Origin of the sequence: Cupriavidus sp. D39 (assembly GCF_026627925.1) — a bacterium.
Classification (GTDB): Bacteria; Pseudomonadota; Gammaproteobacteria; order Burkholderiales; family Burkholderiaceae; genus Cupriavidus; species Cupriavidus ulmosensis.
Genome location: NZ_JAPNLE010000009.1, coordinates 3,559,720 through 3,585,889 on the forward strand (window position 1 = coordinate 3,559,720; position 26,170 = coordinate 3,585,889).

The window sequence follows — 26,170 nt, forward strand, 5'->3', positions numbered from 1 at the left end:
GGATGAGCGAGCGGATCAGCGGCCGGTCTTGTCCTGCGACACGTCCATGATCATGCGCGTGAGCAGGTACAGGCGCGGCGTGACAGAGTTGAGGTCGACGTATTCCGCATCGTTGGAGTGTGCGCCAAAGCCGCGCAGGCCGAAGCGCTCGATCACCGGTGCCTTGGTGGCGGCCGCGGCGAACGCGGCATCGGTGCCGCCGCCCTCGGCGGTGTCGTACACGGCCAGCTTCTCGCCGATCTCCGCATACACGCCTTGCGCGTGCGCGGCCAGCTTGCGCGCGGCGTCGGTGACTTCCAGCGGCGGGCGGCGGCGTTCGAACTTGACCTCGACCTTGGTATCGGGGATCAGTTGCTTCTTCACGCGTTCGGCCAGCGTGCGTTCCAGGCTGTCGTAGTCGGCGGTGCGCAGCACGCGCACATCGGCCTGGGCCGTGGCGATGGCGGGGATCACGTTGCGGTTGGTGCCGGCGGAGGAAATCGTCCAGTTCACCTTGAGCCCGCTCTCGGGGTTGGACAGGTCGCGCATCTGCAGGATCTGGTGCGACAGTTCATACAGTGCGTTGCGGCCGTTCTCGGGCGAGCTGCCGGCGTGCGAGGCCTTGCCGTGCACGGTCAGCGAGATGGCACCGATGCCGCTGGTGGCGAGCGACAGGCGGTCGCCGGTCACGCGCGTGGCTTCGCAGGAGAACACCGCGTCTTGCTGGCTGCCCATCCTGGTCAGCATGGCGCGCGCGCCCGGCGAGCTGATTTCCTCGTCGCCATTGATCAGCACGGTGAGCGTGCCGTAGTCCTTGAAGCCCATCTTCTGGAGGATGGCCACCGTATGCAGGATCACCGCCACGCCGTTCTTGTCGTCGGCGATGCCCAGGCCATAGGCGCGCTCGCCGTCGACGCGGAACGGCTGCTGCGCCAGCATGCCGCGCAGGTAGACCGTGTCCATGTGGCCGATCAGCATGATGTTGCGCTTGCCCGTGCCCTTGAACTGCGCCATCACCATCTTGCCCACCTGCTTGGGCGTGTCTTCCATGCGGTAGACCTCGGTGGGCTCGATCAGCTGCGCGTCGCCGCCCATCGCGGCCAGGCGGTCGCGGATCAGCGTGGCAATGCGGTCCAGCCCTTCGATGTCCTTGCTGCCGGATTCGATCGAGACCAGGTCTTTGAGCGTGGCGATCAGTGCCGGCTTTTCTTGCTGGGACAGCTGGTAGGCGGGCTCCACCGGCGCCGCTTGCGCGGCAGCAGCGCAAAGCAGGGCGGCGAGCGCTGCGGCCGCCTTCAAGGAGGGACGAGGGGAAAACGCGCTGGTGCGCGGGGTAACGGTCAAACGCATGCGGTGGGCTCCGTGGTGCAGTGAGGAAAAACGCAGTGAGGGGAAACGGGTAAAGGGCAAGGCGGGGTGCAGGGTTCGTGCCAGCCGGGGCGCAAGCATCGCTGCGACGCGCCTTTCGGCCGCGCTATTCGTCGGCCGCCTCGAAGCCTTGCAGCCAGCGCCGCAGCAGGCTTGCCAGCTGCTTGCGCTCGGCGGCCGAGAGCCCTTCGAGCAAGCGATGCTCATTGGCCACGTGCACCTCCAGCGCGTGGTCGATGCGGGTGCGGCCCGGCTGGGTCAGCTCGATCAGCAGCCCGCGCCGGTCGTCCGGGTTGGGGCTGCGGCGCACCAGCCCGGCGCGCTCGAGATGGTCGATCCGGTTGGTCATGGTGCCCGAGGTGATCATCAGCGAATCGATCAGCGCGCCCGGCGACAGCGCATAGGGTGGCCCGGAGCGGCGCAGTGTGGCCAGCACGTCGAACTCCCAGGTATTCAGGCCGGTCGGCGCCAGCGCGGACTCCACCGCGCGATCGGTGTGGCGCGCCAGGCGCCAGACCCGGCCGATGATGCCCATCGGCGCGGCGTCCAGGTCAGGGCGCTCGCGTGCCCACTGGGCCAGGATGCGGTCGACGCGATCGCCCCCGCCTTCGGGTGCATCGTCGCTGCCAGCTTTAGGGGAGGGCGCCGTCGCGCTGCTTGCCTTGGGTTTGCCGCGAGTGGCCATGGTGGGCTGCTGTTTATCCTGGATGACGAGAATCTTGACATCAAGGCGTCCGGTTCGTAAAGTGAGATTTATATCTTGATATCAAGAATATTTGTCTGAAGAAAAATGGAGGCATGACGACATGAAGCCCGACGCCCAGCCCGCCTCGCCATCTCTGCTCGCGGCGCTCCCATCCTCGTCGTCCTGCACGTCCACCACGTCGTCCTCCACGGCTGCGCCGCAGGTCCAGGTACGCACGGCGGATGTCCTGCTGACCGCTTCGGCGCCCCTGATCTGGGGCAGTACCTACCTGATCACCAGCCAGTGGCTGCCGCCGGGACAGCCGCTGCTGTCCGGCGTGATCCGCGCGCTGCCGGCCGGCCTGGCGATGCTGGCGTGGGGCCGGCAACTGCCGCGCGGCGGCTGGTGGTGGAAGGCGGCGGTGCTGGGCGTGCTCAACATTGGCCTGTTCCAGGCCATGCTGTTTATCGCCGCCTACCGGCTGCCGGGCGGCGTGGCGGCCACCGTGGGCGCAATCCAGCCCTTGCTGGTGGTGCTGCTGGCGTGGCTGCTGCTGGGCGCGCGGCCGCATCTGGCTGCGTGGCTGGCGGGGCTGGGCGGCATTGGCGGCGTGGCCTTGCTGGTGCTGGGGCCCGCCGCGCGGCTGGATGCCGTGGGCGTGGCGGCGGCTGCGGCCGGCGCGGTGTCGATGGCGCTGGGCACGGTGCTCGCCAAGCGCTGGCGCCCGCCGGTCACGCCGCTGGTGCTCACCGCGTGGCAGCTCACCGCGGGCGCCTTGTTCCTGCTGCCGTTTGCGCTGGCCTTCGAGACGCTGCCGGCGCGCTTGACGCTGCCCAACGTGCTTGGCTACATGTGGCTGTGCGTGGCCGGCGCCGGCGTGAGCTATGCATTCTGGTTCCGCGGCATCGGCCGCCTGCCGACCGCCGCGGTCTCCGCGCTTGGCCTGCTCAGCCCCGTTAGCGCGACCGTGCTGGGCTTCCTGGTGCTAGGCCAGACCCTTAGCCCGGCGCAGATGGCCGGCGCACTGCTGGTGCTGGCTAGCGTGTGGCTGGGGCAGCGCGCGCCGAAGGCGGCGCAGGCCGTTGCCGGGGGCTCCGATAAGGCGCATCCGCCGTTGCCGCAGCGGCAAGGGTGAATGACAAGGGTGAATGGCGCGCCGATTTTGCGGCATCATGGCGGGCATGACGCCTGCCGTACCTTCCCCTACCCCCACCCGGCCCGCTTGCGATCACTGCCTGGCGCTAGCGGCGGATTCCCGCCGGCGCGAGCCGCATGAGCGGCTCGTGCTCAAGCACACCGCGCCGCTGGTCAGCCAGAGCGCCGCCGGCGTGCCGTTCAGCATGCTCACGTTCACCTGCCGCGAGTGCGGCACCGTATGGCGCCTCTATGACCGCGCCAACGAGCTCTTTGTCTCGTGGGTGCCGGACCGCCCGTTGGGCCGCGGCGCCGATCGGATAACATAGCGCCTGTTTCCTGCAGGCGTGCTGACGGGCCAGCGCCCGGTCCCGGGCCGCCCGGCGGCGCCAGCGCGGCCAAGTTCCGTTGTTCCGTCGTTCCGTCTCCCAACCGTTGTCCTCGTCGTTCCCTCCATGTCCGCTTCCCACCGAATTCCCCTGCTGGCTGCTGCCTCCGTGGTTGCCGCCGCCCTGGCGAGCCCGCTCGCCAACGCCGCTGACGCCGCTAACACGTATCCCGCGCGCCCGATCCGGCTGATCGTGGCCTATCCCACCGGCGGCATCAGCGACACCGTGGCGCGCGCGCTCGGCGAGCGCCTGTCGGCCCAGATGGGCGCCTCGGTGGTGGTGGAAAACAAGGCGGGCGCGGGCGGCAGCATCGGCATCGACGCCGTGGCCAAGGCCGCGCCGGACGGCTATACGCTGGGCTTTGCCTCGACCAGCCCGCTCACGCTCAACCCGCACGTGGGCCACGTCAACTACGATCCGCAGCGCGACATCGCGCCGGTCATGAGCGTGATGTACTCGCCGGTGCTGGTGATCGCCACGTCGAGCTTCGGCGGCAAGTCGTTCCAGGACCTGCTGGCGCAAGCCAAGGCCAAGCCCGGCTCGGTGCGCTGGGCCACGTCGGGCCTGGGCACGGTGGGCCATGTCATGCTGGAGCAGATCAAGTCCAAGGCCAAGGCCGACCTGACCCTGATCCCCTACAAAGGCGCGGGCCAGCAGATGAACGACGCCCTCGGCGGCCAGTTCGAGGTGATGAGCACCAACGCCAGCCCCATGCTGACCCAGCATATGCAGGCTGCCCGGCTGCGCCCGCTGGCGGTGGGCGCGCCCAAGCGCATCGAGTCGCTGCCCAATGTGCCGACCCTTGCCGAGCTGGGGTATCCGAAAGCCAACCTGACTTCCACCTTCGGCATCTTCGCGCCCGCCCACACGCCGGTGGCCATCATCACCAGGCTGAATGCCGAACTGAACAAGGCCCTGCAAGAGCCCGAGGTGCGCGAGCGCCTGCTCAAGGGCGGCGAAGTCCCCACCGGCGGCACCGCCGCGCAGTTCGCCAAGGCCATCCATGCGGAATACGACGACAACGCCCGCATCGTGAAGGAAGCGGGCATCAAGGCGGACTGACGGGACAAGGCTGGCGAAAAAGGACGGGCAGCCGCATTGCCGCATCACGGCTGCTCGATCAGGTCCAGCCGGCAGCCGGTGGCATACACCGCCGACAGGCGTACGCCGTTGCGCGGCTCCAGCGCCAGCTTGGTGCGCACGCGCGACAGGTGGCTGTCCACCGTGCGCGATGCCGGCGGCACGCCGCGGCGCCAGACCGATTCCTCGATGGTCTGGCGCAGCAACAACTGGCCGGCATGGCGGAACAGCAAGACCGCCAGCTCATACTCCTTGGGCGCCAGCTTGACCAGGCGGCCATTGACGAAGGCGCGCCGCTCGGCCAGCACAAAGCGGTAGGCGCCCAGCTTCAGGTCACCGCAGGCCGGCGCCACCGGCGCCATGCGCCGCAGCAGCGCATCGACGCGCGCCGCCAGCTCGGCGCGGCGCACCGGGGCCGGCAGGAAGGCATCCGCGCCATGGGCGAAGCACCGGGCGATATGTCGTCGTCATCGTGCTGGCTCAGCAGCATCACCGGCAATTCATTGCCGAGGGTACGGCGTATCCACAGCAAGACGTCGCGCGCCGGGATGCCGGGAATCTCCCAGGCCATCAGCAACAGCGCGTATGGCTCGTTGCGCAGCGCCTGCATCAGCGCGCCCCCTTCGCGAAAGCGCACCGCCTCATGGCCGCCGAGCCTGAGCGTCTGCTCCAGCAGGATGGCTCTTGCCGGGTTGTCCTCCAGTACTGCGACTCGCATGAACTCTCTCCTCGTGCGCGGCATTGCCAGGGCATCTTAGCGTCGCGGCCCGCGTCGCGGACAGTTAAAGGAAGCCTCCGCCGCAGATTACGAAAATTCTCATCCGAAAGACTTCTCCCGCGGTTTTTAATGACGGATAGCCCCGCATCGTCGGGTCATTCCCTGGCGCCGACCGCGCCAATCACCGCGAGACCGGCAGGCGTCCAAGCCTTTCCGGCCAAATTGCATGGGTATGAAGATCGCTTCACTGGAAGACGAACCCGCCGAGGCGGCCCTGATCCGGCAGATACTCGGCGAGGCCGGGCATGCCTGCACCACCTTCACGCGCAGCCGCGACCTGCTGCTGCAACTGCGCGAGGAAAACTTCGACCTGCTGCTGCTCGACTGGCAGATGCCGGATCTCTCCGGCAAGGAGGTCCTGACCTGGGTGCGCGCCAACCTGGACCGGCGCGTGCCGGTGATGTTCCTGACCTGCCGCGTGGCGGAGGAAGACATCGTCGATGGCCTCGCCACCGGCGCCGACGACTACATGCTCAAGCCAGTGCGCCGCGGCGAGCTGCTGGCGCGCACCCATTCGCTGCTGCGCCGCGCCTATCCGGACCCCGGCAGCAGCTGCGCGCAGGTAGCGCTGGCCGATTACGTCATCGACTGCGCCGCGCGCACGGTGGCGCATCGCGCCCAGCCGCTCAGGCTGACCCCCAAGGAGTTCGACCTGGCCGTGCTGCTGTTTCGCAACGAAGGCCGCATCGTGTCGCGCGACCATATCGTGGCGGCGGTCTGGGGGCGCGAGATCTCGCCGCTGTCGCGCACCATCGATACCCATATGTCGCGCGTGCGCAGCAAGCTGGCCCTGCATCCGGAGCACGGGCTGCGGCTGCTGCCCGTCTACACGCATGGCTACCGTCTCGAACTCACCAGCGCGGCGCGATGACGGCATGGCTGCGCTGTGAAATCCTGCGGTGGGTGGCTGGCCTGCGTGCTGCCGCGCGCTACCTGGAGCGTCTCGCTCACAGGATGGGGGCGGGCATGGAGGAGGGCAGGCGCGACAAGCCCACGGGCATGGCCGCCATCCGCGCCATGCTGCCTGCCGGCGGCGCCGTCGATGCGGCGGCCTGCGACAGCGCGGCGCTGGCATCCTGGCAAACCGCCATGCGCGCGCTGTCGCACGATTTGCGCGCGCCGCAGAGTGCCATCCTGGCGCTGGCGCAATTGCAGCAGGACGTGCCGTGCGCACACGCGTTCGAGGCCTTCGCCGCGCAGGCAGCGGGCTATGCGCAGGCGTCGCTGCGCCTCACCGACGACATCGCGCGGCTGTTGCGCGAGCTGGCGCATGATTACCGCATGGAGGTCCTGGAGCTGACGGCGCTGCTACGCGAGTCCGCCGACACGCTCTGGCCGCATGCCGGGCCCGCGCCCGAACTCGACCTGGCAGGCCGCAAGGCCTGGATACGGGCCGATGCCGCCATGCTGCCCGAGGCCCTGCGCGTGCTGATGGCGCTGGCCATGTCGGCAGCCGGGAGCACGCCGCCGCGGGTGCGCCAGCGGCTCGACGGCCGCCTCTGCCGGATCTCCATCGCCTTCGTGCCCGACCCCGATGCCGAGGCGTGGCAGGCGGCGCGCGGCGATGCGCCGGCCCTGCAGTTCTGCCGCCGCGTGCTGCTGCGCCATGGCGGCGCGCTCGACGCCGGCGGCAGTGCCGAAACCGATGCCGATCGGCGCGTCACCTGGCATCTGCGCCTGCCGGTGCTGCCATGAAAAACAAAAAGCACCCGAAGGTGCTTTCTTGTCGTCTGACGTGTCCCCCGCGCGAGCGGGGTCAAGCCTGAAGGGACAATCAGAAAATGTGGCGAATACCGACGGCCGCACCGGTCTGGTTGTTCTTGCCCGGCAGTTCGGTCTTCGTTCCGCCGGTCAACTTGTTGTAGTCCACGGTGCCGTAGACCTGGGTGCGCTTGGACAGCGAGTACTCGGCCAGCAGCACGCCGGTGTAGCGGTTGCCTTGGTTGTTGGACACGCCGTTCGCGTTCTTGACATGGTCGCCGTAGAACACGCCGGTCAGGGCCAGCGCCGGGGTGAGCTGGTAAGTCAGGCCCAGGTAACCGATGATGTCCTTGCGCGGGTTCGAGGTGAAGCTGCCCACCGGGACCGGGTTGGCGGTCCCAGCGGCCAGGGCGTCGCCGTTCAGGCTGGCGTCGACGGAACCGGTGCGGTCCTTGCCACCCACGTAGCCCAGGAATACCTTGGCCGGGCCGATACTGTACCGACCTGCCGCGCCCCACATTTGCTGCTTGTTGCCGTTCGTGTCGCGGGTTTCCTGGAACACGCCGCCGAAGCCGAACGGGCCGACGGTGTACGCAGCGCGGGTGCCCCAGTATTGCGAAGAGGTGAAGGAGCCAGCCTTTTCGCCAAAGCCGTAGCTGGCGCCCACGTTCAGGCCGCCGAACTTGCCGTCATAGCTGACCACATTGTCATTGCGGAAGTTCGTCAGGAAGAACGGCCAGGCATTGGCGGTGTAGTTGCCGATGGTCAGCGGATCGTAGTCGCCGAAGAAGGTAAAGCCCTCGGTGTACTGGCGGCCCAGCTTGATAGTGCCGAAGTCGCCGGCCAGGCCCACATATGCCTGACGGCCGAACAGACGACCACCTTGGTTAGCCCTGCCGGTATCCGGATCGAAGCCGTTTTCCAGTTGGAAGATCGCCTTCAGGTTGTTGCCCAAGGCTTCGGTGCCCTTGATGCCCCAGCGGCTGTTGGTGATGGCGCCGTTGGTCAGCTGGTACAGGCTGTCATTGTTGGCGTTCGAATTGTTGGTGTAGCGCAGGCTCTGGTCGACGATACCGTACAGGGTCACCGACGATTGGGCGTAGGCGCTGCCGGCCAGCAGCGTACCAAGTGCAAGGGTGAGGGCTGATTTCTTCATATGGCTCCTTTTCTATTCTGTGGTGTCCGCGGCCGGATCGCGGCGGCGGACGAGTTTACGTTTCGTGTAAACGCCCGCGAAAATTTAACAAAACAGAAAAGATTTAGACACTAATGCACACCGTTGACAGCCTCTAAGCCGGCAATTGGTGCAAAAGCGTTGCGACGCCGCGACAAATTTACATAATGGTGCATCGCGAGATGAAGCCAGCACTACTCGTGCACCCCACGGCCGTGGGGATGGTGCCGGCACTGCGAGCGCGCTCCGGTTGCCAAGGCTGGCCAGGCGGGCGTTTCATGGTGAAGCGCCGCCGCTTGAAGCGCGGGCCGGCGACCGCTGGCCCGGCTCAGGGTTATCCCTGTGGAATCTCGATCTTGACCTCGAGCACCTCGAGATTGTCCTGGCGTTCCAGGCTCACGCGCAGGTCCTGGTCGCTGATCTTGACATACTTCGAAATCACCGCGACCAGCTCGCGCTGCAGGGCGGGAAGGTAATCGGCCGGCGCGGAATGGCCGGTGCGTTCATGGGCGAGGATGATCTGCAACCGCTCCTTGGCAACCGAGGCGGACTTCTTCTTCTCGCCGAGCAGGAAGGACAGAATCGACATGATGGTAGACCCCCTTACTTGTTGCCGAAGATGCGCGAGAGCAGCCCCGGCTTTTGATAGTCGACAAAGCGCATCGGCTTGTCCTTGCCGAGGAAGCGGTCCACCAGGTCGCCATAGGCGTCGGCCACGTCGGAGCCTTCCAGGTGGATGGCCGGCGTGCCCTGGTTGGACGCGTGCAGCACGGCTTCGGATTCCGGCACCACGCCGATCAGCTTGATGCGCAGGATTTCCTGGATGTCGGTAAGCGACAGCATTTCGCCGCCGTGCACGCGCTTCGGGTTGTAGCGCGTGATCAGCAGGTGTTCCTTGATCGGGTCGCCGCCTTCGGCAGCGCGCTTGGTCTTGGACGACAGGATGCCCAGGATGCGGTCCGAGTCGCGCACCGAGGACACCTCGGGGTTGGTCACGACCAGGGCCTCGTCGGCGAAATACATGGCCAGGAGGGCGCCGGACTCGATGCCCGCGGGCGAGTCGCAGACGATGAACTCGAAGCCCATGTCGATCAGGCCATTGATGACCTTCTCCACGCCTTCCTTGGTGAGCGCGTCTTTGTCGCGCGTCTGCGAGGCCGGCAGGATGAACAGGTTCTCGCACTTCTTGTCCTTGATCAGCGCCTGGTTCAGGTTGGCTTCGCCCTGTACCACGTTGACCAGGTCATACACCACGCGACGCTCGCAACCCATGATCAGGTCGAGGTTGCGCAGGCCGACGTCGAAATCGATCACGGCAGTCTTGTGGCCACGCAGGGCCAGGCCGGCGGAAAAGCTGGCGCTGGTGGTGGTCTTGCCTACGCCTCCCTTGCCGGAGGTCACAACGATGATTTTTGCCATGGCTCTTGGATCCAGTAATGGTTGAAGCTTGCGCTGCTTTTGGTTTGGGCTCTGCGGCGGGTGTTACTTCATCCGGAGCGGTTCGAGAATCAGTTTCTCCCCGGACAGCCGCACCTGGGCCGACTTGCCCAGCACATCGGCGGGCAGCGGCAGTTCGGCGGTGCGGTAGATGCCGGCGATGGAGAGCAGTTCGGGCTCCAGGCAGGTGCAGAAGATGCGCGCCTGCGCGTAGCCCTTGACCCCCGCCAGCGCGCGGCCGCGCAGCGGGGCATAAATATGGATATTGCCTTCGGCGATGACCTCGGCGCCGTAGCTGACCAGGTCGAGGATCACCACGTCGCCGGCAGCGTAGATCTGCTGGCCGGAGCGCAACGGCTTGTCGATCAGCATGGTGGGCAGGCTGCGCGACGCGGCTTCGGCGATGGCAGCCGCGGCGGCGGCTTCCACTTCGGCGGCCGCGGCCTTTGCCTCGGCCTGGGCCGCAGCCTGGGCGTCGGCCAGTGCTTCGGCGGGCGAGGGCCTGCCGGCGCGGCGGGCTCGGCCTGCGGGGCCTCGTCCCGGCCGCCGCGCCGGCTCTGGCTATCCAGCAGCGGCAGGCCGAACGACTCGGCCCAGCCCCGCTGTGCCTCGCGGGCCACCACGCCGATGGCGCGGGCCTTGAGCAGGGCCAGGGTCTCGATCACCGTGTCCAGGGCTACCTGGTCGTCGCCTTCCAGCCGGCGCAGGTCCAGGGCCACCACATCGTTGGAGAAGAAATCGGGGGTCGATTCGAAACGGGACAGGAGATCGTCACGCAGCGCCGCGATGTCAGTGGTCTTGAGAGCGAGAAGGAGGGCGTCGACATTGCCACTGCGCAGCTCGAAGCGTGGCGATTTCTTCTGGGACATAGTCGGTGACCGTGGAAATGGGACATTCTAACTTCGTCTGGGTGCAGAACTGTAACAAATGCCGGATGACAGGAGACCAGTGCCGGATGCGGCGCGTTGACGGCGCTCTTGTTACGATTGCGCCATCTGAACAACGGAGCAATCATGGGCGCGATCGTCAACAGTGTGGCCTACCGCAGCGGCAAGCGCGTGGGCGATGTCGCCCTGGACCAGATCAGCGACGCAATCGCTGTCCCCGGCACCTTCGTCTGGCTGGGCTTGCACGAACCGGACCTGCCCCTGCTGCGCAAGGTGCAGCAGGAATTTGGCCTGCACGACCTGGCGGTGGAGGATGCCCTGGACGCCCACCAGCGCCCCAAGCTGGAGACCTACGGCGACTCTATCTTCATCGTGCTGAACACCGCACAACTGGTGGACGAGGAGGTGGTGGTGGGCGAGACCCACCTGTTCGTCGGCCCCAACTATGTGGTGTCGGTCCGTCACGGCGTGAGCAGCAGCTACGCGCCGGTGCGCGAGCGCTGCGAAAGCGACGCGCGCGCGCTGGCCAACGGCCCGGGGTACGTGCTCTACGCGCTGATGGATTTCGTGGTGGACCACTACATGCCCATCGTCACCCGGCTCGAGGATGCCTTCGAGCAGCTTGAGCAAGGCATCTTCCGCGACGAGTTCGACCGCGCCGCGATCGAGCACCTGTACCACATCAAGCGCCAGGTGCTGCGCCTGCGCAATGCGGTCTACCCGATCGAGGAGATCTGCGGGCAACTGATCCGCTTGCACGAGGACCTGGTGCCCAAGGAGCTGCGCGCGTACTTCCGCGACATCGAGGACCATGCCAGCCGCCTGGTGCGCACGCTCGACGTGGTGCGCGAGATGCTGACCACCGCGGTGCAGGTGAACCTGGCGCTGGTCACGGTGGGCCAGAACGAAGTGGTCAAGCGCCTGGCCGGCTGGGGCGCCATCCTGGCGATTCCCACCGTGGTGTTCAGCTTGTACGGCATGAACTTCAATTTCATGCCGGAGCTGAAGTTCCACTATGCCTATCCGGTGGTGATCGGGGTGACCGCGCTGGCCTGCGGCGGGCTCTGGCGCAAGCTGCATAAGTCCGGCTGGATCTGACCCGCGCGGCGCGGCCCTGCTGCCACGCCTGCCGTCCCCACGGAGCCCCCGTTTTTCCCTGCCATTCCTCCCCGCGCAGTCCGGGGCGGGACGCCATGCCATGTTTATGGGATTCCCACCTGCTGGCCGGCTGCTTAGTCTTGCCCGTGCCGGGGGACGCAAGCCCGCTGCCATCGGCCGGCTAACGAATAGCAAGGTCCTGCCGTAAATCAAATTGCCGGCACGGCGCTGGCAAAAAAGAAAAGCAGAAGAAACACCGGAATCCATTCTCAGGGGAGAAATCCAATGAAGCTTCAACTTCAGGCATTCGGGGTCGCGCTGAGCGGCGCGGCGCTGCTGGCGCTGGCCGCTTGCGGCGGCGGTGGCAGCGATAGCGCAAGCAGCGGTTCCACCGGCGACAAGCCGGTCCTGGCCGCGGCCGCGGTGACCGGCACGGCCGCCACCGGCGCCGCGCTCGCCAACGCCAACGTGGCCATTACCGATAGCGCGGGCGCGTCGCCCTGCCAGGAGGCCGCGATCACCACCAGCGCCCTGGGCAGCTACACCTGCACCCTGAAGACGGGCGAGGTCGCGCCGTTCTTCGTGGTCGTCACGGATCCCACGGGCAACACTGCCCCGCTGGTCAGCGTGAGCACCGTCACGCCGGTTGCCGGCGCCAAGCTGACCATCAACGCCACGCCGCTGACCACCGCCATCGTGGCGCAGCTGGCCGCCGACGGCAATCCGCTGACGCTCGTCAGCGGCAAGACGGTGGATGCGGCCGCCCTGCAAAAGGTCACCGCCAACGTGGTCGCGCAGCTCGCCAGCGTGCTCGCCGCCATCGGCGCCCCCGCCGGCTACGACCCGTTCTCGACCGCCATCACGGCCGCAACGTCAGCCGGCGTCGGCAATACCGCCGACCAGTTGCTCGATATCGTCAAGGTGGTGACGGACCCGGCCACCGGCAAGCTGGCGCTGGCCACCGTGGATAACCCGACGCCCGTGGCCATCGCCACCGCCACCAGCACGGGCGGCACGCTCGCTGCGCCGCCCGCCGCCGTCGCGGCCCTGCCGCAGGCAGCCCAGGCGGTCGCCAAGGCGTTCTCGGCCTGCTTCGCGCTGCCCGTCTCGCAGCGCGTGACGTCCTCCGATGCCACGCTGCCCGCCTCGCAAGGCGGCCCGGAGGTCAACGGGGTGGCATCCGCGTGCCAGAACATCGCTGCTGACATCAGCAACGCGGCCGCAGTCGATTTCCTGCACAACGGCTACTACTTCGGACAGCTGCTCTATGGCATCCTGACCAGCGATTCCATGACGAACGCCCAGTTCAGCGTGCCGGAAATCATGGCGTTCTATCCCGCCGCATCGACTGCCTCGGGGCGCGACGAAGCCATCCTCAACCTCAAGTACCTGGACGCCAGCGGCAATCCCGGCAACATCATCACCACGGCACGCGATATCGCGGGCGGCGCGACCAGCGCGCATCCGTCGAGCTGGTGGCTGGTCGGCAACCAGCAGCCGGTGGATGTCACGCTCAAGCTCCAGATCCGGCGCGTCGAGCAGCTCAACCCTGGCTTTAACAAGAACAACAACAACTACAGCCACTTCCAGAGCGGCATCCAGTTCCTGATCAACGCCAAGGGTCCGGGCAGCGTTGTCAACAACGCCCCCTGAGCTATGCGCGTGTGACCGGGCCCGGCTTGCCGAGCAATGGCATCGTCTATATCGCGCCGGTTTCGGCCGAGGTGGGCCAGACCTACATGGACGTGAGCAACAAGACCGGCACGGTGCCCGTCACCGCCCAGTGCGGCAACGAGTTCAGCCCACCCACGCCGTCGTACAACTGCCCGAACTTCTGGTTCTCGCGGACCGTCGGCCTCAGCGGTAGCGCAGCCAGCACCCTGGCGGGCAATCCCGCCAACCTGGTGTGGGCGCAAGCGGCGGACAACGCCGATGCCTCCAAGGTGGTCAAGGGTGCGAAGTACCGTATCGAGCTGTTCCACGGCACCAACACCTCGCCGACCTACAGCTACACCAAGACCCTGCTGAGCGACCTCGTGCCGGCCACCCAAGGGGTGAACCTGCCGTGGAACACGCTGGGCAGCAAATCGCTGGCCGCGCTGGACCCGTCAAACGCCAGCCTGGCCGGTGCGCAGTCGTCGCTGACGGCGGACTGGGTGCAGAACGTGGCCGCCCAGCAGATCGGCAGCGTGGCCGCCTCGGTCGACAGCATCGGGACCTGGAGCACGTCCACGCCGGCGCCCAAGGGCGCGACCTCGATCGTGGTCAATGCGGCGGTGCCGGCCTTCACGGCCACCACCACGCGCGGCCTGCTGTTCGGGTATCGCATGCTGGATAACACCAACAAGTCGGCGGTCTATACGTACAACTGATCTACAACGGATCTACAAGGGATTCTACGTATTCAACGGATCAGGCGCTCCTGACGCGGCCGGCGCCACAGCCGGCTTCGGCGTCCTGCATAGCCCCGCAAGGCCAAAAGCCTGCGGGGCTTTTTTTAGCCGGCACATGCGCCGTGCGGCGGCGCCGCCACGCGCCTTCGCGCCGTTTTTACGCGTTCTTTATATTTTCTTTACACCTCAGCCTCCCTCTCTACCCCGTTTTTACCGCTCGATCCCTAATCTGCCATCTGTGAATCACTCACGGTGTGTTGCCATGGACGGGATCTATTTCATTGGTTTGTTGCTGTTTGGTGCGCTGACTGGCGCACTGCTGCTCTTGTGCGCCGCGCTCGCAGGCAAACCGCCGGGAGCGTCCGAGGGACCGGGCGCAGACGCCGCCGACGCGCGCCGCAAGGACAGCGCCACGGACAGGAGGCTGTGATGGACTGGGCTGACCTCTTGGGCGGCGTGCTCGCCGTTGCTGTCTTTATCTACCTCCTGATCGCCCTGTTCCGGCCGGAGAAATTCTGATGTCCACCGAATTCCTGGGACTACTGGTCCTCTACCTTGCCATCCTGCTGGCGCTCGCGCCCTTCGTGGGGCGCTATATCCGCCGCGCGATGGAAGACGACCGCTACCGCGCCACGGCCTGGGGCCGCCCGTTCGAGCGCGTGCTGTATCGCTTGGCCGGCGTGCGCGCCAATGCCGAGATGGGCTGGAAGCAATATGCCATCGCGGTCATCGCTTTCAACATGCTGGGCGTGGTGGCGGTCTATGTGCTGCAGCGCGTGCAGGTCTGGCTGCCGCTCAACCCGCAAGGCTTCGGCGCGGTCTCGCCGGATTCCGCCTTCAATACCGCGATCAGCTTCGTGTCCAACACGAACTGGCAGGGCTACGCGGGCGAATCCACCATGAGCTATCTCACGCAGATGCTGGCGCTCACGGTGCAGAACTTCTTCTCGGCGGCCACCGGCATCGCCGTGGTGTTCGCGCTGATCCGCGGCTTCGCGCGCCAGAGCGCGGCCACCATCGGCAACTACTGGGTGGACATGACGCGCTGCACGCTCTACGTGCTGGTGCCGATTGCCGCCGCGATCGCGCTGGCGCTGGTCAGCCAGGGCGTGATCCAGAATTTCGACAGCTACAAGGAAGTCAGCCTGGTCACGCCCATCGAATACAGCCAGCCCAAGGTGGACGCAGCCGGCCAGCCCGTGCTCGACGCCAAGGGCGCGCCGGTGATGGAGGCCATGAAGACCGACAAGCAGACGCTGGCAATGGGCCCGGTGGCTTCGCAGGAAGCCATCAAGATGCTCGGCACCAACGGCGGCGGCTTCTTCAACGCCAACTCGGCGCATCCCTTCGAGAACCCGACCGAGCTCGCCAACCTGATCCAGATGCTGGCCATCTTCCTGATCCCGGCAGCGCTGTGCTTCACCTTCGGCGAGATGGTCAAGGACCGCCGCCAGGGCGTGGCGATCCTGGCCTCGATGGCGGTGATCTTCATCGTGATGGCATGCGTCGCGGCGGCCTCCGAGCAGCAGGCCAACGCTGCGCTGGCGGGTTTGCCGATCGACCACGCGGCCAGCGCGCTGCAGGCGGGCGGCAATATGGAAGGCAAGGAAACGCGCTTTGGCATCGCCGCCACCGCGCTGTTCGCCACCATCACCACGGCAGCGTCGTGCGGCGCGGTCAACGCCATGCACGACTCCTTCACCGCCATCGGCGGGCTGGTGCCGATGCTGCTGATACAGCTTGGCGAGGTGGTGTTCGGCGGGGTTGGCTCGGGCCTGTACGGCATGCTGGTGTACGCGGTGCTCGCCGTGTTCATCGCGGGCTTGATGATCGGCCGCACGCCGGAGTACCTGGGCAAGAAGATCGAAACCTATGAGATGAAGATGACCGCGGTGGCGATCCTCGTCACGCCGCTGCTGGTGCTGCTGGGCACGGCGGTGGCGGTGATGGTGGAGCCCGGCCGCGCGGGCGTGTTCAACCCCGGCACGCACGGCTTCTCGGAAATCCTCTACGCGCTCTCGTCGGCGGCTAATAACAACGGCAGCGCCTTCGGCGGCTTGTCGGCGAACACGCCCTTCTACAACGTGCTGCTGGCCGCCGCGATGTGGTTCGGCCGCTTCTGGATCATCGTGCCGATCCTGGCCATGGCGGGCTCGCTGGCCGCCAAGCGCAGGCTGCCGGTGACGGGCGGCACCATGCCCACGCACGGCCCGCTGTTCGTGGTGCTGCTGGTCGGCTCGGTGCTGATGGTGGGCGCGCTCACCTATATCCCGGCGCTGGCGCTGGGCCCGGTGGCGGAGCAGCTGCAGGCGCCGGTGGTCTCGGCTGCGAGCAAGTAATGGAGAAACGCATGCAACAAGAATCCATGGTGACGGGCGGCAAGAACGCCGGCGTGGCACCGGCAAACACAACCCAGGCAACCAGCGTGGTCACGCCGGGCCTGGCCGCGCAAAAGAGTGGCGGCCATCATCGCCCGGCGCGCGGCGGCATGTTCGCGCCCGAGCTGGTCAAGCCCGCCCTGCTCGATGCGGTGAAGAAGCTCTCGCCGCGCGACCAGTTGCGCAACCCGGTGATGTTCGTGGTCTATGCGGGCAGCATCCTGACCACCATCCTGTTCTTGCGCGCGCTGTTCTCGCCCGCCACGGCGGGCGGCGAGAGCGCCGGCTTTATCCTGGCCGTGTCGGTGTGGCTGTGGTTCACCGTGCTGTTCGCCAACTTTGCCGAAGCGCTGGCAGAAGGGCGCAGCAAGCAGCAGGCCGAAGCGCTGCGCGGACTCAAGACCACCGTCACCGCCAAGCTGATCAAGGAAGGCCGGCGCGACTACCGCGCCGCCGGCGCCACCGAGCCGCGCGGCGCTGCCGCGCTGCGCCGTGGCGACGTGGTGCTGGTCGAGGCCGGCGACATGGTGCCCGGCGACGGGGACGTGATCGAGGGCGTGGCCTCGGTGGACGAGAGCGCCATCACCGGCGAGTCGGCTCCCGTGATCCGCGAATCCGGCGGCGACTTTTCTTCGGTCACCGGCGGCACGCGCGTGCTGTCCGACTGGATCGTGGTGCGCATCACCACCAATCCGGGCGAGAGCTTCATCGACCGCATGATCACCATGGTGGAAGGCGCCAAGCGCCAGAAGACGCCGAACGAGCTGGCGCTGACCATCCTGCTGGTCGGGTTGACCATCGTGTTGCTGCTGGCCACCGCCACGCTGCAGCCGTTCTCGGTGTACAGCGTGTTCGTCGCCAAGGCCGGCATGCCCGTCACCATCACCGTGCTGATCGCGCTGCTGGTGTGCCTGATCCCGACCACCATCGGCGGCCTCTTGTCGGCCATCGGCGTGGCCGGCATGAGCCGCATGATGGAAGCCAACGTGATCGCCACCTCGGGCCGCGCGGTGGAGGCCGCCGGCGACGTGGACGTGCTGCTGCTCGACAAGACCGGCACCATCACCCACGGCAATCGCCAGGCTTCGCGCTTTATCGCCGCGCCCGGCGTGTCGGCGCAGCAACTGGCCGAAGCCGCCTGGCTGTCGTCGCTGGCCGATGAAACGCCGGAGGGCCGCAGCATCGTCACGCTGGCGCGCCAGCAGGCCGGCGCCGCCACGCCCGATATCAGCGCGCTGCGCCCGATCTTCGTGCCGTTTACCGCGCAGACCCGCATGAGCGGCGTGGATGCCGGCGGCCGCAGCGTGCGCAAGGGCGCCGCCGACGCCGTGCGCAAGTATGTGACCGAACGTGCCGGCAAGTTCCCCGACGCCGTGATGCTGGCCGTGGACGACGTGGCCCGCGCCGGCAGCACGCCGCTGGTGGTGGCTGAGTCCAGCACCGACGGCAATGGCGAGAACGTGCGCGTGCTCGGCGTGGTGGAACTCAAGGACATCGTCAAGTCCGGCATTCGCGAGCGCTTCGGCGAGCTGCGCAAGATGGGCATCAAGACGGTGATGATCACCGGCGACAACCGCCTCACCGCCGCGTCGATCGCAGCGGAAGCCGGCGTCGATGACTTCCTCGCCGAAGCCACGCCAGAAGCCAAGCTCAAGCTGATCCGCGACTACCAGGCCGAAGGCCGCCTGGTGGCGATGACCGGCGACGGCACCAACGATGCCCCGGCGCTGGCGCAGGCCGACGTGGCGGTGGCGATGAACAGCGGCACGCAGGCGGCGAAAGAAGCCGGCAACATGGTCGACCTCGACAGCAATCCGACCAAGCTGATCGAGATCGTCGAGATCGGCAAGCAGATGCTGATGACGCGCGGCTCGCTGACCACCTTCAGCGTGGCCAACGACGTGGCCAAGTACTTCGCCATCATCCCGGCCGCCTTCGCCACCACGTACCCGCAGCTCAACCAGCTCAACGTGATGGGCTTGTCCACGCCGGCCTCGGCCATCCTGTCGGCGGTGATCTTCAACGCGCTGATCATCGTGGTGCTGATCCCGCTGGCGCTGCGCGGCGTGGTGTATCGCCCGCTCGGTGCGGCCATCTTGCTGCGGCGCAACCTGCTGGTGTACGGCCTCGGCGGCATCCTGGTGCCCTTTGTCGGCATCAAGGTGATCGACATGATCCTCACGCTGTTCGGCTGGGTCTGAGCGCAGCATTGAACGCATCGCAAGCATCGCACGCGCTGCACATAAACGGAGCAATCCATGAATACGCAAGTCCAACCCGCCCAGCCCGCCACGCCCATCCAGGGTGGCCTGCTGCGCCCCATGCTGACGATCTTTGTCGTGCTCTCGGCCGTCACCGGCCTGCTGTACCCCGGCGTGATCACCGGCATCTCGCGCGCCGTGTTCCCGCATGAAGCGGCCGGCTCGCTGATCGTCAAGGACGGCCGTGCCATCGGCTCGGAACTGATCGGCCAGCCGTTCTCGGACCCGAAGTACTTCTGGGGCCGCTTGTCGGCCACCGCGCCGATGCCTTATAACGCGGCGGCTTCCGCCGGCTCCAACCTCGGCCCGAGCAACCCGGCCCTGACCGATGCCGCGCGCGCCCGTATCGACGCGCTGCGCGAGGCAGATCCCGGCAACAAGGCGGCGGTGCCGGTGGATCTGGTCACGGCGTCCGGCAGTGGCCTCGATCCGCAGATCAGCCCTGCCGCGGCGCAGTACCAGGCGGCACGCGTGGCCCGGGTGCGCGGCTTGCCGCTGGAGCGCGTGCAGGCGCTGGTTGCGGCCAACACGGAAAAGCCGCTGCTCGCGGTGATGGGCGATCCGGTGGTGAATGTGCTTAGTTGAATCTGGCGCTGGATGCGGAGAAGCGATGAGTTTGGGGCTACTGGTTCGCTCCGCCATCGTCATGGCGGCTGCGCTGGCCCATCCGTCGGCTCCGTTCAATGCCGCCGGTTCGCTCCCTCTCCCACTTGTGGGAGAGGGGTTGGGGGAGAGGGCGGGCGCTCGTCATGCCGTCGTGCTGGATAAAACCCGGGGCTCCGCTTCAAGTGGCTCCTAGCCAAACCGCCCCTCTCCCCAACCCTCTCCCCATGAGGGGAGAGGGAGAGACAGCCGTCGTCGTAGCGCGCGGTTTTTGGCCTGTTCTGCTGCTTCGGCATGCGCCCCGGGCGCGCTATTCGCGCGGCGTTTGACCGCAGGCGTGGCACAATCGTTTTCATCCATCCTGCTCTGCGGGCAATGACCCCCACCATGCCTGACACCGCCCAGCGCGACGCCCCCGACCGGCCCGATCCCGATGCCCTGCTGCAACGCATGCAGGAGGAGGGCGAGCGCGCCGCGCGCGGCAAGCTGCGTGTGTATTTCGGCGCTTCCGCCGGCGTCGGCAAGACCTTCGCCATGCTCACCGCGGCGCGGGCGCTGCGCGAGCAGGGCAGCGATGTCGTGATCGGCGTGGTCGAGACCCATGGCCGCGCCGAGACCGAGGCGCTGATCGCGGATCTGGAGCGGCTGCCGATGAAGGCCATGCCGCATCACAAGCTCGACGATCGCGTGCTGCTGGAGTTCGACCTGGACGGCGCGCTGGCCAGGCGCCCGGCGCTGATCCTGGTCGACGAGCTGGCGCACTCCAACGCGACCGGCAGCCGCCATCCCAAGCGCTGGCAGGACATCGAGGAATTGCTGTCGGCCGGCATCGATGTGTGGACCACCGTCAACGTCCAGCACCTGGACAGCCTCAACGAGGCGGTGGGCGGCATCACCGGCATCCGCGTGTGGGAGACGGTACCCGACACGGTCTTCGACGACGCCGACGAAGTCATCCTGGTGGACCTGCCCGCCGACGAATTGCTGCGGCGGCTGCGTGACGGCAAGGTCTACCTGCCGGAGCAGGCGCGCACCGCGGCCACCAATTTCTTCCGCAAGGGCAACCTGATCGCGTTGCGCGAGCTCGCGCTGCGCCGCACCGCCGACCGCGTCGACGATGACGTGCGCGCTTACCGCCATGCCGAATCGATCCGCCCGGTGTGGCGCACGCGCGAAGCGGTGCTGGCGTGCATCGGCACCGGCGACGATGCCGGGCAGGTGGTCAAGAGCGCGCGCCGGCTAGCCGGGCAACTGGATTGCGACTGGCATGTGGTCACGGTGGCCACGCCCCGCCTGGCGCCGTTTGCCGTGCATGAGCGCACCAACGTGCAGGAGGCGATGCGGCTCGCGGAAGAGCTCGGCGCGCGCACCGAAACCCTGGCCGGCAGCGATATCGTGCAGGCGGTGACGGGCTATGTGCGGCGCCACAACCTGACCAAGGTGGTGGTGGGGCGCGCACCCGGCAACTGGCGCCCCGGCGGCGGCGGCCTGCTGGCGCGTGGCCGCGCGTTGATCGCGCTCAGTCTGGCGCCGTTCCTGGGCGCGCGCGCATGGCTGTTCGGGCGCCATAGCTTTGCCGATTCGCTGGCCCTGGGCTGCCCCGAGATCGACGTGATCCGCGTTGCCGCCGATGCCATGGGCGCCGACACGCGCGGCCGCGCGCAGCCGGAGCTGGGGCGCGCCGACGTGCGCGAGGACCCGGCCCGCAACGACGTCAGCGGCGTGGTGGCGCACCGCGTGGACTACCTGTGGGCGATCGCGTGGTGCGCGGGCGCCAGCTTGTTGTCGGCGGTGGCGCGCCCGTGGTTCGAGCTGGTCAACATCGCCATGCTGTTCCTGGCCGCCGTGGTGGCGGTGGCGCTGCGCCACGGGCGCGGGCCCGCCGCGCTGGCCTCGGTGGTGTCGGTGGCGGCCTTCGACTTTTTCTTCGTGCCGCCGCGCATGTCGTTCTCGGTGAGCGATGTGCAGTACCTGGTGACGTTCGTGGTGATGCTTGCCGTGGGCCTTGTGATCGGCCAGCTCACTGCCGGCCTGCGCGAGCAAGCGCAGGTGTCGGTGGAGCGCGAAACCGATGCGCGCACCCTGTACGAGCTGGCGCGCGAGTTGTCCGCCGCTTTGATGCCCGAGCAGATCATCGACATCAGCAGCCGCTTCCTGCAAGCCGCGCTTGGCGCGCGCTCGGCATTCTTCCTGGTCTCGGCCAAGGGGCGGCTGATGCCGCCCGTGATCGATCCCACGCAGCGCGGCAGCGACGCGATCGATCCCGTGCTGGCGCAATGGGTGTTCGATCACGGCCAGCCTGCCGGCACCGGCACCCACACGCTGCCGGGCAGCACCGTGCTCTACCTGCCGCTCAAGGCGCCCATGCAGACGCGCGGCGTGCTGGCGGTGGAGCCGCAGGAGTGGCGCGCTTTCGCGCGGCCCGAGCGGCGCCGGCAGATCGATGTGTTCGCCACGCTGATCGCGATCGCCATCGAGCGGCTGCACTATGTGGCGGTGGCGCAGCAGGCGCTGGTGTCGATGGAATCGGAGCGGCTGCGCAGCTCGCTCTTGGCCGCGGTCTCGCATGATCTGCGCACGCCGCTGACCAGCCTGATCGGCATGGCCGAGACCATGCAGCGCGCGGAGCCGCCGCTGCCGCCGTCGCTGTCGGAAACGGTCGGCGCGATGCGCGAGCAGGCGCTGCGCATGCGCACCATGGTGGTCAACCTGCTCGACATGGCGCGCCTGCAAAGCCGCGACGTGCGCATGCAAAAAGAGTGGCAGTCGCTCGAAGAGCTGGTCGGCGCGGCGCTTGCCGGCATGCGCGATGCGCTGTCGCGGCACCGCGTGTCGGTCGCTGATTTATCGGCGCTGCCGCTGGTGGAGTGCGATGCGGTACTGATGGAGCGCGTGCTGTGCAACCTGCTGGAGAACGCTGCCAAGTACACGCCGCCGGGCACCGGCATCCGCATCTCCGGCGAAGTGGTCGAAGCGGAGGTGCGGCTCGCGGTGGCGGACGACGGCCCCGGCGTGCCGCGCGGGCAGGAGCTTTCGATCTTCCAGAAATTCACGCGCGGCGAGCGCGAGTCCGCGACCGCGGGCGTTGGCCTCGGCCTGGCCGTGTGCGAAGCCATCGTGCAGGTGCACGGCGGGCGCATCTGGGTGGAGAGCGTGAACGCGGACCACACTGGCGCACGCTTTGTCGTGGCGCTGCCGCGCGGCAATCCGCCTGCGATCGAGCCCGAGCCATCCGAGTCGCTTGAGCCGGAGCTACACGCCACGCACGGAAACGGCGCTGGGCTGGTCGCGCACGATGCGGCGAACAAGGAGTCCAACTGAAATGGCATTTGAATTTTCGCCGACTGTCCTGCTGGTCGAAGACGAGCCGCATATCCGGCGCTTCGTGCGCGAGGCGCTGCAGGCAGAAGGCTGCGCCGTGCATGAGGCCGAGACGCTCAAGCGCGGCCTGATCGATGCCGGCACGCGCCAGCCCGACGTGGTGATCCTCGACCTGGGCCTGCCCGACGGCGACGGCATGACGCTGATCCGCGAGATGCGCACCTGGACCGAAGTGCCCGTGCTGGTGCTATCGGCACGCTCCGGCGAGGACGACAAGATCGCAGCGCTGGACGCCGGCGCGGACGATTACCTGACCAAGCCTTTCGGCGTGGGCGAGCTGATCGCGCGCGTGCGCGTGCTGCTGCGCAGGCATGCCAAGACCAATCCGCAAGGCACGCCGCAGATCGCCTTTGGCGAGGTGCAGATCGACCTGGCCAACCGCGTGGTCACCCGCGCCGGGCAGGATGTGCACCTGACGCCGATCGAGTATCGCTTGCTTGCCGTGCTGATCGCGCATCGCGGCAAGGTCATGACGCATCGCGAACTGCTGCGTGAAGTATGGGGGCCGGCGCACTCGGAGAGCAGCCATTATTTGCGGGTGTATATGGGGCATTTGCGGCACAAGCTGGAGGCTGATCCGGCGCAGCCTTCGCATTTGATGACTGAGGTGGGGGTGGGGTATCGGTTTGTGGGGTGAGGGAGTGGGGGAGTGGTTGTTGGTTGCAAGATTAGCTGCAACTGCAACTGCAACTGCAACTGCAACTGCAACTGCAACTGCAAAATCAGCTTCAAGTTCAACTGCTTAACGTCAAGGGCAACTGCAGTTTCACCTCCCCTGCGGGGAGGCGACCTACTTTCTTGTCTCGCCAAGAAAGTAGGCAAAGAAGGCGACCCGGATGGGGCGAAAGACTCCTCGTCGGCAGGCAAAAAGAGCGGCCGGAGGCCAAACTCGCATCGCCTTAAGGCGATACTCAAACATGGCCTCCTCGTTTCCGCTCTTTTTGCCTGCCGACGAGGCGCCCCATAACGGGAGATGAAAACCTTGACGGCTCGCTGCGCATCGCGGGCGGGTGATTGCCGCCTAGGGGCGGGAATCACGGCTACACCGAATGGTGATTTGAGGACATCGCTCTCCCACTGGTTCGGCCGTGTTTCCCGCCCGAGGGGCGGAAACACCCACGCGCGATGCGCAGCGAGCCGTCAAGGTTTACCTAGGCCGTATGGGGCGCCTCGGGACTTCACGAAAAGAGCGGCCGGAGGCCAAACTCACATCGCCTTAAGGCGATGCTCAGCTGCGCATCGCGGGCGGGTGATTGCCGCCTGGGGGCGGGAATCAAGGCTACACCGAATGGTGATTTGAGGACATCGCGCTCGCGCTGGTTCGGCCGTGTTTCCCGCCAGTCAGGCGGGAAACACCCATGCGCGATGCGTAGCGAGCCGTCGAGGTTTACCTAGGCCGTATGGGGCGCCTCGGGATTCGACGAAAAGAGCGGAAAAGAGGGACCCATGTTTGAGTATCGCCTTAAGGCGATGCGAGTTTGGGTCCCGGCCGCTCTTTTCGTCGAATCCCGAGGGGTAGTCGCCCCATCCGGCGCGCCTTTTTTGCCTACTTTTTTGGCAAGCGGCGTGTGTCAAGGTAGTTGTCGGTGTGCCAAGAAGGAAAGCGACAGTACGTCGTCGTACATGCTGTATCTGTGATGAGGGTAGGCCCCTCGGTTTCGCCGATCAGGCGGTGATACCAAACCACCCTGAGCTGCAGCCGTTAAGAGCGGTTGTGGTGAGCGTCAAGGGAAAAGGCGGGATGAATCTCGTCAGGTAGGCAAGGAGGAGGCGAACGCAAGTGAACCATCGAAGAAGTGTCGAGAATTGCAATGATGTCAAAACCGAGGGCTCGACAACACCTCGGGATAAGTCAGACGGCAACCTGGAGGTGGGTCTGACGGCATCCGGCATAGAGATGGCGCGACCTTCCTGCAGGCATGGATACGGAACTTGGGAACCTGTCGTCTCGATGCTAAGGGAGAAACTCAAGCGGAGAACCCGTGAGAGTCAGAGTACCAATGCGAGGCACAGGGGCGGAGTCATGCGTAGTAGCGGTGAAAGGGTTGTAATGACCTCTGGAGCGAAGGCATGACCTTGTCCGGCAGAGACCATAGAACAACCGCGATGCGGGAGGATTCCAGGGTCGACGCCAAGTCGTTCGAGATACCCAAGCGGTTGATTTGGGAAGCCTGGAAGCGTGTGGCCGCCAATCAAGGCGGGCCGGGCGTGGACAGCGAAAGTATTGAAATCTTCCGAAATCGTTTGGCAAGGAATCTATACGCCCTGTGGAATCGAATGAGTTCGGGGAGTTATTTTCCCCAGCCGGTCAAAGAGGTGCTGATTCCGAAGGGGAGCGGGTTTCGTCCTCTCGGGATACCGACCATCACTGACCGAGTGGCGCAGATGGCGGTCAAGTTAATGGTGGAGCCGAGAATCGATGCGATATTCCATGCATCATCGTTCGGTTATCGGCCGAACAAATCGGCGAAGCAAGCTGTGGCGCAAGCGAGAAGGAACTGTTGGCGCTACGATTGGGTAGTCGATATTGACTTGAAATCCTTCTTTGACACCATCGACCACGAGCTTCTCAGGCGTGCGGTAGAAAAGCATGTCACGGAGCCATGGGTACGACTCTACATTAGACGCTGGCTAGAGAGCCCGGTGCAGAAGCAAACCGGGGAATTGGTTGCTCGGGATAGAGGCACTCCGCAAGGCGGGGTGATCAGTCCATTGTTGGCTAACCTCTTTCTTCACTATGCGTTTGATCGATGGGTCCAGACCGAGCATCCGGAGGTGCCGTTTGAACGGTATGCCGACGATGTGGTTTGTCATTGCAGGACGAAGCATCAGGCGGAACAGTTCTTGTCTGCCTTGAGGGAACGGCTTACCGATTGTGGGCTTTCGCTACACCCGGAAAAGACGCGCTTGGTTTACTGCAAAGATGGACGACGTCGAGAGGACCATATCCATACAAAGTTCGACTTCCTTGGATTCAGCTTTCACGCTCGGACGGTACAGGACCGAGCGGGAAATTTGTTCAACGGATTCGGACCTGCGGTAAGTCAAAAGGCACTAACGCGCATGTCTCAGGCCATCCGAAGCATGAGTCTCAATCGAAGTACCTCAATGACGCTGCGCGAACTGGCGCAGCGCATAAACCCAATGGTACGGGGATGGGTGAATTACTACGGTGCTTTCTATCCAGAGCGGCTGAAACAGTTCTTGATCAGAATAGACTTACGGCTTGGCAGGTGGGCGCGAAATAAGTACAAGCGGTTGAGAGGACATAAACGAGGATCTTGGGCGTGGCTCAAACGATGTCGGGAAAGTCTTCCTCAGCTGTTCGCGCACTGGGATTTCTGTTTCGAAGAACGGCGGACAAGAAGAGCCGTATGAATCGAGAGATTCACGTACGGATCTGTGAGAGCCTGAGGGGGCAGTTCCCTCGGGCCACTCGACCCT

24 protein-coding genes and 1 pseudogene are annotated in these 26,170 nt (G+C 66.2%); 16 read left to right on the top strand and 9 right to left on the bottom strand.

Annotation, left to right across the window (positions count from 1 at the left end; translation table 11 throughout):
- Nucleotides 1-15 precede the first annotated feature (15 nt).
- Complete coding sequence (locus tag OMK73_RS28715; protein WP_267605007.1) at nt 16-1,329, bottom strand: M20/M25/M40 family metallo-hydrolase; 1,314 nt, start codon at nt 1,327-1,329, stop codon at nt 16-18.
- Between the two features lie 124 nt (nt 1,330-1,453).
- Nucleotides 1,454-2,032, bottom strand: a complete 579-nt coding sequence (locus tag OMK73_RS28720) for a MarR family winged helix-turn-helix transcriptional regulator (protein WP_267605008.1) — start codon at nt 2,030-2,032, stop codon at nt 1,454-1,456.
- Nucleotides 2,033-2,153: 121 nt separating this feature from the next.
- On the opposite strand from OMK73_RS28720, the gene OMK73_RS28725 reads away from it, so the two are divergent.
- The 3 genes from OMK73_RS28725 to OMK73_RS28735 all read left to right on the top strand — a co-directional run bounded on the left by OMK73_RS28725 (nt 2,154) and on the right by OMK73_RS28735 (nt 4,617).
- Nucleotides 2,154-3,167 (top strand): EamA family transporter, encoded by a 1,014-nt coding sequence (locus tag OMK73_RS28725; protein ID WP_267605009.1) that lies wholly within the window; start codon nt 2,154-2,156, stop codon nt 3,165-3,167.
- Between the two features lie 37 nt (nt 3,168-3,204).
- Nucleotides 3,205-3,495, top strand: a complete 291-nt coding sequence (locus OMK73_RS28730) for a hypothetical protein (RefSeq protein WP_267606552.1) — start codon at nt 3,205-3,207, stop codon at nt 3,493-3,495.
- A 126-nt stretch (nt 3,496-3,621) separates the two neighbouring features.
- The gene (locus tag OMK73_RS28735) at nt 3,622-4,617 is read left to right on the top strand and encodes a Bug family tripartite tricarboxylate transporter substrate binding protein (RefSeq protein WP_267605010.1); all 996 of its coding nucleotides are present in this window, start codon (nt 3,622-3,624) and stop codon (nt 4,615-4,617) included.
- A 44-nt stretch (nt 4,618-4,661) separates the two neighbouring features.
- Here the strand turns inward: OMK73_RS28735 and OMK73_RS38450 are convergent, their stop codons facing one another.
- Both OMK73_RS38450 and OMK73_RS38455 read right to left on the bottom strand, forming a co-directional pair.
- Complete coding sequence (locus tag OMK73_RS38450) at nt 4,662-4,997, bottom strand: winged helix-turn-helix domain-containing protein (protein ID WP_324291774.1); 336 nt, start codon at nt 4,995-4,997, stop codon at nt 4,662-4,664.
- A complete protein-coding gene (locus tag OMK73_RS38455) occupies nt 4,964-5,353 on the bottom strand; it encodes a hypothetical protein (RefSeq protein WP_324291775.1) in 390 nt (129 codons plus the stop codon). Before OMK73_RS38455 ends, OMK73_RS38450 begins: the two co-directional genes overlap by 34 nt.
- 232 nt (nt 5,354-5,585) lie before the next feature.
- Here OMK73_RS38455 and OMK73_RS28745 point away from each other — a divergent pair, with 232 nt between their 5' ends.
- Both OMK73_RS28745 and OMK73_RS28750 read left to right on the top strand, forming a co-directional pair.
- The gene (locus OMK73_RS28745; RefSeq protein ID WP_267606553.1) at nt 5,586-6,284 is read left to right on the top strand and encodes a response regulator transcription factor; all 699 of its coding nucleotides are present in this window, start codon (nt 5,586-5,588) and stop codon (nt 6,282-6,284) included.
- Nucleotides 6,281-7,108, top strand: coding sequence for a hypothetical protein (locus OMK73_RS28750; RefSeq protein WP_267605011.1), 828 nt, complete (start codon nt 6,281-6,283; stop codon nt 7,106-7,108). The genes OMK73_RS28745 and OMK73_RS28750 overlap by 4 nt, the downstream gene beginning before the upstream one ends.
- A 79-nt stretch (nt 7,109-7,187) precedes the next feature.
- Here the strand turns inward: OMK73_RS28750 and OMK73_RS28755 are convergent, their stop codons facing one another.
- The 5 genes from OMK73_RS28755 to OMK73_RS28775 form a co-directional block, all read right to left on the bottom strand.
- The gene (locus OMK73_RS28755) at nt 7,188-8,270 is read right to left on the bottom strand and encodes a porin (RefSeq protein ID WP_267605012.1); all 1,083 of its coding nucleotides are present in this window, start codon (nt 8,268-8,270) and stop codon (nt 7,188-7,190) included.
- 352 nt (nt 8,271-8,622) lie between these two features.
- A complete protein-coding gene (minE, locus tag OMK73_RS28760) occupies nt 8,623-8,877 on the bottom strand; it encodes a cell division topological specificity factor MinE (RefSeq protein WP_006164360.1) in 255 nt (84 codons plus the stop codon).
- 14 nt (nt 8,878-8,891) lie between these two features.
- Nucleotides 8,892-9,707 carry a septum site-determining protein MinD gene (gene minD / locus OMK73_RS28765; protein WP_267605014.1) on the bottom strand — a complete coding sequence of 272 codons (816 nt, stop codon included), beginning with the start codon at nt 9,705-9,707 and terminating at the stop codon, nt 8,892-8,894.
- A 63-nt stretch (nt 9,708-9,770) separates the two neighbouring features.
- Entirely contained in the window at nt 9,771-10,154 is a 384-nt protein-coding gene (gene minC / locus OMK73_RS28770; RefSeq protein WP_267605015.1) for a septum site-determining protein MinC, read from the bottom strand.
- Nucleotides 10,091-10,594, bottom strand: a complete 504-nt coding sequence (locus OMK73_RS28775; protein ID WP_267605016.1) for a hypothetical protein — start codon at nt 10,592-10,594, stop codon at nt 10,091-10,093. Before OMK73_RS28775 ends, minC begins: the two co-directional genes overlap by 64 nt.
- 144 nt (nt 10,595-10,738) lie before the next feature.
- On the opposite strand from OMK73_RS28775, the gene OMK73_RS28780 reads away from it, so the two are divergent.
- The 11 genes and pseudogenes from OMK73_RS28780 (at nt 10,739) to ltrA (ending at nt 26,104) form a co-directional block, all read left to right on the top strand.
- A complete protein-coding gene (locus OMK73_RS28780) occupies nt 10,739-11,710 on the top strand; it encodes a magnesium and cobalt transport protein CorA (protein ID WP_267605017.1) in 972 nt (323 codons plus the stop codon).
- A gap of 285 nt (nt 11,711-11,995) precedes the next feature.
- Complete coding sequence (locus tag OMK73_RS28785) at nt 11,996-13,363, top strand: hypothetical protein (RefSeq protein ID WP_267605019.1); 1,368 nt, start codon at nt 11,996-11,998, stop codon at nt 13,361-13,363.
- Between the two features lie 11 nt (nt 13,364-13,374).
- A complete protein-coding gene (locus OMK73_RS28790; protein ID WP_267605020.1) occupies nt 13,375-14,082 on the top strand; it encodes a hypothetical protein in 708 nt (235 codons plus the stop codon).
- A gap of 283 nt (nt 14,083-14,365) precedes the next feature.
- Nucleotides 14,366-14,533 (top strand): hypothetical protein, encoded by a 168-nt coding sequence (locus tag OMK73_RS28795; RefSeq protein WP_267605022.1) that lies wholly within the window; start codon nt 14,366-14,368, stop codon nt 14,531-14,533.
- Nucleotides 14,533-14,622: a K(+)-transporting ATPase subunit F gene (gene kdpF, locus OMK73_RS28800; RefSeq protein WP_006164365.1), complete on the top strand. Its 90-nt coding sequence runs from the start codon at nt 14,533-14,535 to the stop codon at nt 14,620-14,622. Before OMK73_RS28795 ends, kdpF begins: the two co-directional genes overlap by 1 nt.
- The gene (kdpA, locus tag OMK73_RS28805; protein WP_267605025.1) at nt 14,622-16,442 is read left to right on the top strand and encodes a potassium-transporting ATPase subunit KdpA; all 1,821 of its coding nucleotides are present in this window, start codon (nt 14,622-14,624) and stop codon (nt 16,440-16,442) included. The genes kdpF and kdpA overlap by 1 nt, the downstream gene beginning before the upstream one ends.
- 11 nt (nt 16,443-16,453) lie before the next feature.
- Nucleotides 16,454-18,682, top strand: coding sequence for a potassium-transporting ATPase subunit KdpB (gene kdpB, locus OMK73_RS28810; protein WP_420715597.1), 2,229 nt, complete (start codon nt 16,454-16,456; stop codon nt 18,680-18,682).
- Nucleotides 18,683-18,739: 57 nt separating this feature from the next.
- Nucleotides 18,740-19,356 (top strand): annotated as a pseudogene (gene kdpC / locus OMK73_RS28815) (potassium-transporting ATPase subunit KdpC).
- A gap of 376 nt (nt 19,357-19,732) precedes the next feature.
- A complete protein-coding gene (locus OMK73_RS28820) occupies nt 19,733-22,666 on the top strand; it encodes a DUF4118 domain-containing protein (RefSeq protein ID WP_267605027.1) in 2,934 nt (977 codons plus the stop codon).
- 1 nt (nt 22,667) lies between these two features.
- A complete protein-coding gene (kdpE, locus tag OMK73_RS28825; RefSeq protein WP_267605029.1) occupies nt 22,668-23,363 on the top strand; it encodes a two-component system response regulator KdpE in 696 nt (231 codons plus the stop codon).
- A gap of 1,433 nt (nt 23,364-24,796) precedes the next feature.
- A complete protein-coding gene (gene ltrA, locus OMK73_RS28830) occupies nt 24,797-26,104 on the top strand; it encodes a group II intron reverse transcriptase/maturase (protein ID WP_267605030.1) in 1,308 nt (435 codons plus the stop codon).
- Nucleotides 26,105-26,170: the final 66 nt, after the last annotated feature.

Excerpts from the sequence above, each read along its gene's own strand:
- OMK73_RS28715 (WP_267605007.1), bottom strand. The coding sequence starts at position 1,329 with ATGCGTTTGACCGTTACCCCGCGCACCAGCGCGTTTTCCCCTCGTCCC.
- OMK73_RS28720 (WP_267605008.1), bottom strand. The coding sequence starts at position 2,032 with ATGGCCACTCGCGGCAAACCCAAGGCAAGCAGCGCGACGGCGCCCTCC.
- OMK73_RS28725 (WP_267605009.1), top strand. The coding sequence starts at position 2,154 with ATGAAGCCCGACGCCCAGCCCGCCTCGCCATCTCTGCTCGCGGCGCTC.
- OMK73_RS28730 (WP_267606552.1), top strand. The coding sequence starts at position 3,205 with ATGGCGGGCATGACGCCTGCCGTACCTTCCCCTACCCCCACCCGGCCC.
- OMK73_RS28735 (WP_267605010.1), top strand. The coding sequence starts at position 3,622 with ATGTCCGCTTCCCACCGAATTCCCCTGCTGGCTGCTGCCTCCGTGGTT.
- OMK73_RS38450 (WP_324291774.1), bottom strand. The coding sequence starts at position 4,997 with ATGGCGCCGGTGGCGCCGGCCTGCGGTGACCTGAAGCTGGGCGCCTAC.
- OMK73_RS38455 (WP_324291775.1), bottom strand. The coding sequence starts at position 5,353 with ATGCGAGTCGCAGTACTGGAGGACAACCCGGCAAGAGCCATCCTGCTG.
- OMK73_RS28745 (WP_267606553.1), top strand. The coding sequence starts at position 5,586 with ATGAAGATCGCTTCACTGGAAGACGAACCCGCCGAGGCGGCCCTGATC.
- OMK73_RS28750 (WP_267605011.1), top strand. The coding sequence starts at position 6,281 with ATGACGGCATGGCTGCGCTGTGAAATCCTGCGGTGGGTGGCTGGCCTG.
- OMK73_RS28755 (WP_267605012.1), bottom strand. The coding sequence starts at position 8,270 with ATGAAGAAATCAGCCCTCACCCTTGCACTTGGTACGCTGCTGGCCGGC.
- minE (WP_006164360.1), bottom strand. The coding sequence starts at position 8,877 with ATGTCGATTCTGTCCTTCCTGCTCGGCGAGAAGAAGAAGTCCGCCTCG.
- minD (WP_267605014.1), bottom strand. The coding sequence starts at position 9,707 with ATGGCAAAAATCATCGTTGTGACCTCCGGCAAGGGAGGCGTAGGCAAG.
- OMK73_RS28775 (WP_267605016.1), bottom strand. The coding sequence starts at position 10,594 with ATGTCCCAGAAGAAATCGCCACGCTTCGAGCTGCGCAGTGGCAATGTC.
- OMK73_RS28780 (WP_267605017.1), top strand. The coding sequence starts at position 10,739 with ATGGGCGCGATCGTCAACAGTGTGGCCTACCGCAGCGGCAAGCGCGTG.
- OMK73_RS28785 (WP_267605019.1), top strand. The coding sequence starts at position 11,996 with ATGAAGCTTCAACTTCAGGCATTCGGGGTCGCGCTGAGCGGCGCGGCG.
- OMK73_RS28795 (WP_267605022.1), top strand. The coding sequence starts at position 14,366 with ATGGACGGGATCTATTTCATTGGTTTGTTGCTGTTTGGTGCGCTGACT.
- kdpF (WP_006164365.1), top strand. The coding sequence starts at position 14,533 with ATGGACTGGGCTGACCTCTTGGGCGGCGTGCTCGCCGTTGCTGTCTTT.
- kdpA (WP_267605025.1), top strand. The coding sequence starts at position 14,622 with ATGTCCACCGAATTCCTGGGACTACTGGTCCTCTACCTTGCCATCCTG.
- kdpB (WP_420715597.1), top strand. The coding sequence starts at position 16,454 with ATGCAACAAGAATCCATGGTGACGGGCGGCAAGAACGCCGGCGTGGCA.
- OMK73_RS28820 (WP_267605027.1), top strand. The coding sequence starts at position 19,733 with ATGCCTGACACCGCCCAGCGCGACGCCCCCGACCGGCCCGATCCCGAT.
- kdpE (WP_267605029.1), top strand. The coding sequence starts at position 22,668 with ATGGCATTTGAATTTTCGCCGACTGTCCTGCTGGTCGAAGACGAGCCG.
- ltrA (WP_267605030.1), top strand. The coding sequence starts at position 24,797 with ATGACCTTGTCCGGCAGAGACCATAGAACAACCGCGATGCGGGAGGAT.